Origin of the sequence: Vibrio floridensis (assembly GCF_021852965.1) — a bacterium.
In the GTDB taxonomy this organism is placed as follows: Bacteria; Pseudomonadota; Gammaproteobacteria; order Enterobacterales; family Vibrionaceae; genus Vibrio; species Vibrio floridensis.
In genome coordinates this window covers 358,094-367,296 of the sequence record NZ_JAKGCY010000004.1, presented here as the reverse complement: position 1 = coordinate 367,296, position 9,203 = coordinate 358,094, and the positions used below count along the sequence as shown (strand labels likewise).

Annotated in this window: 7 protein-coding genes; 3 read left to right on the top strand and 4 right to left on the bottom strand. The window is 47.0% G+C overall.

Annotated elements, in window-relative coordinates:
* The 3 genes from rsxC to rsxA all read right to left on the bottom strand — a co-directional run.
* A partial coding sequence (gene rsxC, locus LZU85_RS09900; RefSeq protein WP_237286978.1) for an electron transport complex subunit RsxC occupies positions 1-2,101 on the bottom strand: 2,101 nt, incomplete at its 3' end.
* Positions 2,102-2,113: 12 nt separating this feature from the next.
* Positions 2,114-2,710, bottom strand: coding sequence for an electron transport complex subunit RsxB (rsxB, locus tag LZU85_RS09895; protein ID WP_237286977.1), 597 nt, complete (start codon positions 2,708-2,710; stop codon positions 2,114-2,116).
* A 1-nt stretch (position 2,711) separates the two neighbouring features.
* Positions 2,712-3,290: an electron transport complex subunit RsxA gene (rsxA, locus tag LZU85_RS09890; protein WP_237286976.1), complete on the bottom strand. Its 579-nt coding sequence runs from the start codon at positions 3,288-3,290 to the stop codon at positions 2,712-2,714.
* Positions 3,291-4,175: 885 nt separating this feature from the next.
* Between rsxA and uvrB the strand changes: the two genes are divergently transcribed.
* From uvrB to luxU, 3 genes are all read left to right on the top strand, one after another.
* Entirely contained in the window at positions 4,176-6,206 is a 2,031-nt protein-coding gene (gene uvrB / locus LZU85_RS09885) for an excinuclease ABC subunit UvrB (protein WP_176297525.1), read from the top strand.
* Between the two features lie 274 nt (positions 6,207-6,480).
* A complete protein-coding gene (gene luxO / locus LZU85_RS09880) occupies positions 6,481-7,881 on the top strand; it encodes a quorum-sensing sigma-54 dependent transcriptional regulator LuxO (RefSeq protein WP_176297526.1) in 1,401 nt (466 codons plus the stop codon).
* The gene (gene luxU / locus LZU85_RS09875; RefSeq protein WP_176297527.1) at positions 7,881-8,228 is read left to right on the top strand and encodes a quorum-sensing phosphorelay protein LuxU; all 348 of its coding nucleotides are present in this window, start codon (positions 7,881-7,883) and stop codon (positions 8,226-8,228) included. The genes luxO and luxU overlap by 1 nt, the downstream gene beginning before the upstream one ends.
* 49 nt (positions 8,229-8,277) lie before the next feature.
* Here the strand turns inward: luxU and LZU85_RS09870 are convergent, their stop codons facing one another.
* Positions 8,278-9,174 (bottom strand): YvcK family protein, encoded by an 897-nt coding sequence (locus LZU85_RS09870; protein WP_176297528.1) that lies wholly within the window; start codon positions 9,172-9,174, stop codon positions 8,278-8,280.
* Positions 9,175-9,203: the final 29 nt, after the last annotated feature.

Here is a 9,203-nt window from a genome sequence, read left to right as displayed (position 1 = left end):
CAGCGACTGCCGCTTTCTTCGGATCGTCTTCTGCTGGTTGCGATTCTTCGCGGTTTTGCTCAGGTGCAGGTTCGTCTATTTGCTGCGCTTTTCGTGCTTTGGCACGGGCAATCGCCGCGGCGACGGCCGCTTTCTTAGGATCGTCTTCTGCTGCTTGCGATTCTTCGCGGTTTTGCTCAGGTGCAGGTTCGTCTGTTTGCTGCGCTTTTCGTGCTTTGGCGCGAGCAATCGCTGCAGCAACAGCGGCTTTCTTATCTTCAGGTTCATCCGCCGATGATTCGGATGAAGCAAGTGGTGGTTGCTGCGCTTTTTTCGCTTTTGCTCTTGCAATGGCGGCGGCAACGGCAGATTTTTTATCCCCTTGCTCTTCAGAGTCTGGGGTTTTAGATTGCTCTTTCTCTGCTTTTCGCTCGCGAGCAAGACGCTTACGTTCTTCGCGTAACTTCACCATTTCTGAATTGTCTGGTTCAGACGAACCGGAGTCAGCTGCGGCGGCTTGTTTGGCTTTTGCTTTGGCAATGGCTGCAGCAACTGCCGGTTTAACGCTTGGTGTTTGCTCGCTATCTTGAGTTTTTTGCGCTTTAACACGAGCGATGGCGGCGGCAATGGCGTCGTCGCCTCCCGTGGATTTCATTTCCTTACGGCGATCTTCCGCGGCTTTCTTAAAGCGATTCTCGCGTTCTTCTTTTTCGCGCTCCATGCGTGCTTTTTTCTCTTCAAAGCGCAGTTTGGCACGTTCTGCTGCGTCAGCTTCTTGAGCGCGCGTCCGAATTTCGGCTTTAGCTTGACGATAATAGCTGACAAGCGGGATTTCACTTGGGCACACAAAGGCACAAGCGCCACATTCGATACAATCTTTTAAGTTTAGCTCTTCACACTTGTCGAACTCTTCGGCTTTAGCGTGCCATTGTAGCTGCTGAGGAAGCAGTGAAGCAGGACAAGCTTCAGCGCATGCGCCGCAGCGAATACATTCCATTTCGTAACCCGCAGGAGAAATCTCTTTGCGGGTTGGAGCCAAAATACAGTTGGACGTTTTGGTGATCGGAACGTTTGCATGAGGCAGGCTAAAGCCCATCATCGGACCGCCCATGATCAAACGTGGTAACTTTTTGTCTGCTTGGTAGCCAAATTGTTCTAATAAAGCATGTACTGGTGTGCCCAGCGGTACCCAAACGTTACGTGGTGTCTCGAAGGTGTTGCCCGTTAAGGTGACGACTCGATTGACCATTGGTTCGCCGTCCATTACCGCGCGCTTAATCGCGTACAGCGATCCGACATTTTGAACAAGGATGCCAATATCCGCAGGAATACCGCCCGCGGGAACTTCTTTATTTGTCAGAACCTTAATCAGCTGCTTTTCGCCACCAGAGGGGTACTTGGTGGGGATAACACGAATAACGATGTCTCTATTTTGTGCGGCTGATTCAAGGGCTTTAATTGCTTCGGGTTTGTTATCTTCAATTCCGATGATGGTAAGTTTAGGCTGCAAAATGTGTTCTACAATTTCGATACCTTGTAGAACCTCTTCCGCGTGTTCTTGCAAAAGCTTGTCGTCTGCGGTGATGTACGGTTCACATTCTGCCGCGTTGACAATCAAAATTTCTGTTCGGCCTAAGCCAGATTGGATTTTTTTCGCGGTCGGAAAGCCTGCGCCTCCCATTCCGGAAATGCCCGCCATGCGAATCACATCCAAAAGATAGTCGCTGTTTTGTTGTGAATAATCGATGACAGGTTGTTTTTCACACCAAGTATCTTGGCCATCTGGCGTGATGACCACACACATTTCGCTCAAACCAGAAGGGTGCGCCACTGTGCGTGTTTCAATAGCTGTTATGGTTCCGGAAGTCGAGGCGTGAATTGGAAGTGTAAAACCGGCATTCGATTGGGTGAGCAATTGCCCTTTTAAGACGTGATCGCCTACGTTGACCAAGATGTTTCCCGGTTTGCCGATGTGTTGTTTGAGCGGTAACACAATCTCATTGGCTAGCGCTGCGTGCACCAAAGGCTGCTGGTTTGACTGGCGTTTGTTTTCCGCAGGATGAACACCACCTGGAAAATCCCAAAGCGCGCCTGTACGAATTTGTTCAATTAAAGACAACATCTTCTTTGCCCTTTAGTTATTCTGATCTCTGCTGGTGGCAGAGTTAGGGTTAGCTTCGGAAATATTGACCACAGGTATAGCATTAAGCTGCCACTTCCATGTTTCCGTGGTGGTCTCCAATGGGATCATTTCGATACAGTCGGTTGGACAGGGCGCGACACATAAATCACATCCCGTGCATTCGTCTTTGATAACGGTATGCAGTGCTTTTGTTCCGCCGACAATAGCGTCGACTGGGCAAGCTTGTATACATTTGGTGCAGCCAATGCACATATCTTCATGGATGAAAGCGACCGTTTTCACTTTGCCTTCAAGATCATGGGCGGATTCTTCCGCTTCAACGCCCATAAGATCGGCCAGTTTCTCAATGGTCGCTTGGCCTCCTGGTGGGCACTTATTGATGCTGTCTCCATTCGCGATGGCTTCTGCGTAAGGACGGCAACCAGGATAGCCACACTGACCACATTGCGTTTGTGGCAATATGGCATCGATTTGATCCACGATTGGATCCGCTTCGACTTTAAAGCGAATTGAGGCAAAACCAAGGATAGCGCCAAATAGCGTAGCCAGCAGTGCAATGGCTAGCACGGCAATCATGATGGTTGTCATCTTATTTCACCAACCCCGTAAAGCCCATAAACGCTAGCGACATTAATCCTGCAGTAATCATCGCAATGGAAGCCTCTTTAAAAGGCGCAGGCACATCCGCTGCAGAAATGCGCTCACGCATCGAAGCAAACAGAATCAGTACTAAAGAAAAACCAACCGCTGCACCAAAACCATAGATGATGGATTCAACAAACGAGTGGTTTTCATTGATATTCAGTAGAGCAACCCCCAACACGGCACAGTTGGTGGTAATCAAAGGTAGAAAAATACCCAGCAGGCGATAGAGGGTTGGGCTGGTCTTGTGAACCACCATTTCCGTAAACTGGACCACCACCGCAATCACCAAAATAAAGCTCATGGTTCGTAGGTATTCGATGTGCAATGGCTCAAGAATGTAGCTTTCAACAAGATAAGCGCACACGGAAGCCATAGTAAGGACAAAGGTCGTTGCCAAGCCCATACCAATTGCGGTTTCCAATTTTTTTGACACGCCCATGAAGGGACACAATCCGAGAAACTTCACCAGTACAAAGTTGTTTACGAGGACGGTGCCAATCAACAACAAAATATATTCGGTCATAATTATTACGTTCTGCAAATCCGATCCCGATATTATCGTGCTTTGTCCGGGTAATAACAACCAATGAAAGGTAAGGTTTTGAGTAGCTGACGGAATTTTATACTTCGTAATCGGTTCGTTTGTTTAGGGCAAGAAAAAATATGGCGCTGCAAATGAACAAAACACCCGATACCAAGAAGGGTTGTTTTGAAAAAGTTCGTCTCCGCCAGCTGGGCTCAACTCCGCGGCGCAGGGAGCAAACTTCGTCGCTCTGTCAGCTTAGGTAAGGAGGATGATGGCCTTGAGTGAAAGTGGTGCGATCGCTAACGAGCAGCGCTATACGTGTCAATACTGATATTGAGATTTGCTGTCAAAAAAAAGCAAAAAAAACACTTTACTTTCCTGAACCCCTTGTAGGGTTTGGTCTTGCTTTACTTATCCACCAAAATTGTGGATAACTGTGTGAGTTAATCTTGAGCAATGTACTGCGAGGCTTGAATTTGAGTTTAAGCTCTAAAGGTAAGCGTGTGTGATTTTCTTATAAGGTAATGATATTCAGACTTTATTTTATATCTGTAGAGGTGTGTCTTGATGTGGATAAATAAGTGGTAATTTAGTAAAGGCTCATTTAAAAGGGTGCTGATGGGGAAAAGATGTGGATGGTATTACGACTAGGTTAGTGATGAGAGCGCTAGTAGGGCGTAGGAGAATAACAGAACTGAAATTGATAAGCTAGAAAAATGTCATGTAATCGTTAGGCTGTTCCACAATACAATTGACAGCGTTTTATCGAACATGTTCGGCACGATCTATCAAGCGTACACAGTCGAAAATTGCTTCTATGTTTCTTTGATATGGGAGTGTATATTTATACAGTTTTTACGTTGTGCAGTAGTGAGAGGAAAAATGAGCAAACTTTACGATCTGGTTTCTGACTATGCGCCATCGGGAGATCAACCAACGGCGATCAAACAACTGACAGAAGGGTTGGATGCTGGCTTGGCTCACCAAACCTTACTCGGGGTGACGGGATCCGGTAAAACATTTACCTTGGCGAATGTGATTGCTCAAGCGCAACGCCCAGCAATCCTGCTTGCGCCAAACAAAACCCTTGCCGCCCAACTTTACGGTGAGATGAAAGCGTTTTTCCCCAATAACGCGGTCGAATATTTTGTCTCTTACTACGATTATTACCAACCTGAAGCCTATGTGCCAACCACCGACACCTTTATAGAGAAGGACTCATCGGTCAACGCTCATATTGAACAAATGCGTTTATCTGCCACCAAAGCGTTATTGGAGCGAAAAGACGCCATTATCGTCGCCTCTGTTTCGGCTATTTATGGTTTGGGTGATCCCGAGGCCTACCTGCAAATGATGTTGCATATACGCCGTGGTGATGTGATGGATCAACGCGACATACTGCGCCGTTTGGCTGAGCTGCAATATAGCCGTAACGATATTGCTTTTGAACGAGGCCAATTTCGCGTGCGCGGAGAGGTGATCGACGTTTTTCCGGCTGAATCGGACCAAGATGCGGTGCGCATCGAGATGTTTGATGATGAGATCGACTGCATCAGTGTGTTTGATCCACTGACCGGAGTGGTCAAACAACGCGATTTACCCCGCTTTACGATTTACCCTAAGACTCACTACGTCACACCTCGAGAGCGTATTCTGCAGGCGATTGAAAACATCAAACAAGAGCTGCGTGAGCGACAAACTTACTTGCGTGACAACAATAAATTGTTGGAAGAGCAACGTATTAGTCAGCGTACCCAATTCGATATTGAAATGATGAATGAGCTGGGATTCTGCTCTGGCATCGAAAACTACTCGCGTTATCTCAGCGGTCGAGCGGAAGGTGAGCCGCCTCCAACGTTATTTGACTACTTACCACACGACGGTTTGTTGATCATTGATGAATCTCACGTGACAGTGCCACAAATTGGCGCAATGTATAAAGGTGACCGCTCACGGAAAGAGACCTTGGTTGAATATGGTTTCCGTTTGCCTTCAGCATTGGACAATCGACCATTGAAATTTGAAGAGTTCGAAGCGCTTGCGCCACAAACTATTTTCGTTTCAGCCACTCCGGGTAATTACGAACTAGAGAAAAGTGCGGGCGAAATTGCTGACCAAGTGGTGCGTCCGACCGGATTGCTCGATCCTGTACTGGAAGTGCGACCAGTGGCGACTCAAGTGGATGATCTGCTTTCTGAGATCCGCATCCGCGCGGTGAAAGATGAACGCGTGTTAGTGACAACACTGACCAAACGTATGGCGGAAGATCTAACTGAATACTTGCATGAGCACGATGTGAAAGTGCGTTACCTACACTCTGATATCGACACGGTTGAACGAGTGGAGATCATTCGTGACTTGAGGCTAGGGGAGTTCGATGTGTTGGTGGGGATTAACTTGTTACGCGAGGGCCTCGACATGCCCGAAGTGTCTTTGGTTGCGATTCTCGATGCTGATAAAGAAGGCTTTTTACGTTCAGAGCGCTCATTGATTCAGACCATTGGCCGTGCAGCCCGTAACCTCCATGGTAAAGCGATCTTGTATGCAGACTCCATCACCAAATCGATGAAGAAAGCGATGGATGAAACGGAACGACGCCGTGAGAAACAGCAAGCGCACAATGAAAAGATGGGCATTCAGCCTCAAGCCTTGAAGCGTAATATCAAAGATATCATGGAGCTGGGCGATATTACGAAATCCCGCAAGCAGAAAGTGAGCAAAACGGTGCCGTTGTCGAAAGTGGCTGAACCATCACAATCCTATAATGTGTTGACGCCACAGCAACTGGAAAAAGAAATCACAAAACTGGAAGCGCAAATGTACAAACACGCTCAGGATTTGGAATTTGAGTTAGCCGCGCAGAAGCGTGATGAAATTGAAAAGTTGCGCCAGCAGTTTATTGCTAACAGCTAACCAGAGCGTGGTGAATTAGCGCTTGAAGTGAACAAAAAAAAGCCAACAGTCATTTTTACTATTGGCTATCAATTGTGAACACTAGGTTCACTAACAACGTCAGTTGGCTAGGTGACCCGAGGGGCCATCTTTTGTACTGCATGGTTTATGCCAGTTGTAAGCACGCTAAGTAGCGCAAAAATGGTGTGTGTGGCGATAAAATACAATTGAAATTTGCAAAATGCATCGCGCAATGCGATTATTATCCAAAACACAAATAACAATTGGCTAGACTATGCAACAAATCACCACAACGAAGCAGCGCTATTTGCTTATGGTAGAGGATACCGCCTCAGTAGCAGCCCTGTACCGTTCCTATTTAATGCCTTTGGGTATCGATATTAATATTGTGGGGACTGGCCGCGATGCTATCGATAGTCTTAAACATCGAATTCCCGATCTAATCTTGTTGGACTTACGTCTGCCGGATATGACAGGTATGGACGTATTGCACGCCGTAAAAGCGAGTCACCCAGATGTTCCCATTATTTTCATGACCGCACATGGGTCAATTGACACTGCTGTGGAAGCGATGCGACATGGTTCTCAGGATTTCTTGATCAAACCCTGTGAAGCTGACAGGCTTCGGGTCACGGTGAACAATGCCATCCGCAAAGCGAGCAAGCTAAAAAATGATTCAGACAGTGCAGGAAGTCAGAACTATCAAGGCTTTATCGGTAGTAGTCAAAAAATGCAGCAGGTCTATCGAACCATTGACTCGGCGGCGAGCAGTAAAGCAAGCATCTTTATCACGGGTGAAAGTGGTACAGGTAAAGAGGTGTGTGCAGAAGCGATACACGCCGCCAGCCGACGAGGCGATAAACCATTTATAGCTATTAACTGTGCAGCCATTCCTAAAGATTTGATTGAAAGTGAGCTGTTTGGTCACGTCAAAGGGGCGTTTACCGGTGCGGCGACCGATCGCCAGGGCGCTGCAGAACTGGCCGATGGCGGCACGCTTTTCCTGGATGAGCTGTGTGAAATGGACTTGGATTTGCAAACCAAGTTGTTGCGTTTTATTCAAACCGGCACCTTCCAAAAGGTTGGTTCGTCCAAAATGAAGAGTGTCGATGTACGATTTGTCTGCGCGACCAACCGAGATCCTTGGAAAGAAGTGCAAGAAGGGCGTTTTCGTGAGGATTTGTATTATCGTTTGTACGTGATTCCTCTTCACCTTCCGCCTCTGCGTGAGCGCGGCGAGGATGTGATCGAAATTGCCTATTCTCTACTAGGCTATATGTCACATGAAGAAGGGAAGAATTTTGTGCGTTTTTCTCAACCAGTCATTGACCGTTTTAACGAATACGAATGGCCGGGCAATGTTCGTCAGTTACAAAACGTACTGAGAAACATTGTGGTACTGAATAATGGTAAAGAAATTACCATGGAAATGCTGCCACCTCCGCTCAACCAACCGTTTGAGCGCAAGGACATGGCCCTACAGCTTTCTGAGGATTTGATTTCAGTGACCGATATTTGCCCTTTGTGGATCACTGAAAAAATGGCGATAGAACAGGCGATTAAAGCTTGTGACGGCAATATTCCACGAGCCGCAGGTTATTTAGATGTTAGCCCTTCAACCATTTATCGCAAATTGCAAGCGTGGAACGTGAAAGAAGAAAAACAGAAAGCCTAATGGAATTATTAAACCAGAAGAAAATTGCTTCGCTCAGTGAAGAAATTGGTCAAGAAAATGTGCCGATGTTATTGGAGATTTTTTTGGGTGAGTTAGAAAGCTATCTCAAGGTACTTTGTGACGCGACTTACAGCGATAAACTCAGTTACTTGAAAGAGATCAGTCATGCTCTAAAGAGCAGTGCAGCCAGCTTTGGAGCTGATTCATTATGTGCGTATGCGGTTGAGATTGACGCCAGAGCAAAGCAGAATGATGATTTTGAAGAGATGGTCGATGTCGTTGCGATGATTGATCACTTACACAACACCCGACACGCCTATTTAGCTTGGCAGGCAAAAATATTCTGATCAAAAACGGCTCCTTATTTAAAGAGCCGTTTTTTATTAGGGCTGCGTTTTAAATGTCTGCTAAGAGTTGTTGCTCGATAGCAAGACGCAGTTTTTTCCGATCATGACGCCAGTCACGATTCGCAGAGGCAAGTGATTGAGTCACAAAGTGCCAGCGATCTTTCAACTCAGGATGCTCGGTATCCCCTAGGACTACGTCTATCTTTCGTCCTTGGCATGCACGCTCACACCATTCGAGTTTCTCTTTGAAGCTCATACGGCCGGCCGGGCCAAACTCTGGGCTTAAGTTTGCAACAAAGATCAATTTGGCTTTGGTGTTTTTGGCAATCGCTTTGCCAAGTTCAGGCAGCAACAATGGCGGCATAATACTGGTTAGAAAACTGCCGGGGCCAAGGATGATGGCATCGGCCTCTTCAAGTGCCGTGATGGCTTCTTTGGTGGCCGGCACTTCTGGGGAGAGATCCAAGCGGCGTAAGTCGGTTTCCATTTCGTCGACGTTAGTCTCACCAGTTACCCATCTTCCGTCAGTTGATAGAGCGGTCAGGTCGGATGGGTGTTCAGACATCGGTAAAATATTGACTTGCACTTTTAGCATGTCGCGAACCAAATTGATCGCATCTAGTGGGCGAACGGATAAGTTGTCGAGCGCGGTGAGCATTAGATTGCCGAGGTTGTGGCCGTCAAGCTCTCCACTGCCTTTGAAGCGATATTCAAACATCATTGAGCTGATAGAGGGCTCAGTAATTAATTGATTAATACAGTTGCGGGTATCACCCCATGCAATGCCACCTTGGCAATGGCGTATTCGGCCTGTTGAACCACCGTTATCGGTGGTGGCAACAATACCTGTTGCATTGCCGCCAAACTCTTTGAGAGCCGCGAGCATCCTTCCCAAGCCATGACCGCCGCCAACCGCGACGACTTTTTTGGAAGCGTATATGTTCATCCTGTTCTTCTTATTTTTTCATAACCAAC

Coding starts and splice junctions, on each gene's coding strand:
- rsxA (WP_237286976.1), bottom strand. CDS start 3,290: ATGACCGAATATATTTTGTTGTTGATTGGCACCGTCCTCGTAAACAAC.
- rsxB (WP_237286977.1), bottom strand. CDS start 2,710: ATGACAACCATCATGATTGCCGTGCTAGCCATTGCACTGCTGGCTACG.
- luxU (WP_176297527.1), top strand. CDS start 7,881: ATGGAATTATTAAACCAGAAGAAAATTGCTTCGCTCAGTGAAGAAATT.
- luxO (WP_176297526.1), top strand. CDS start 6,481: ATGCAACAAATCACCACAACGAAGCAGCGCTATTTGCTTATGGTAGAG.
- LZU85_RS09870 (WP_176297528.1), bottom strand. CDS start 9,174: ATGAACATATACGCTTCCAAAAAAGTCGTCGCGGTTGGCGGCGGTCAT.
- uvrB (WP_176297525.1), top strand. CDS start 4,176: ATGAGCAAACTTTACGATCTGGTTTCTGACTATGCGCCATCGGGAGAT.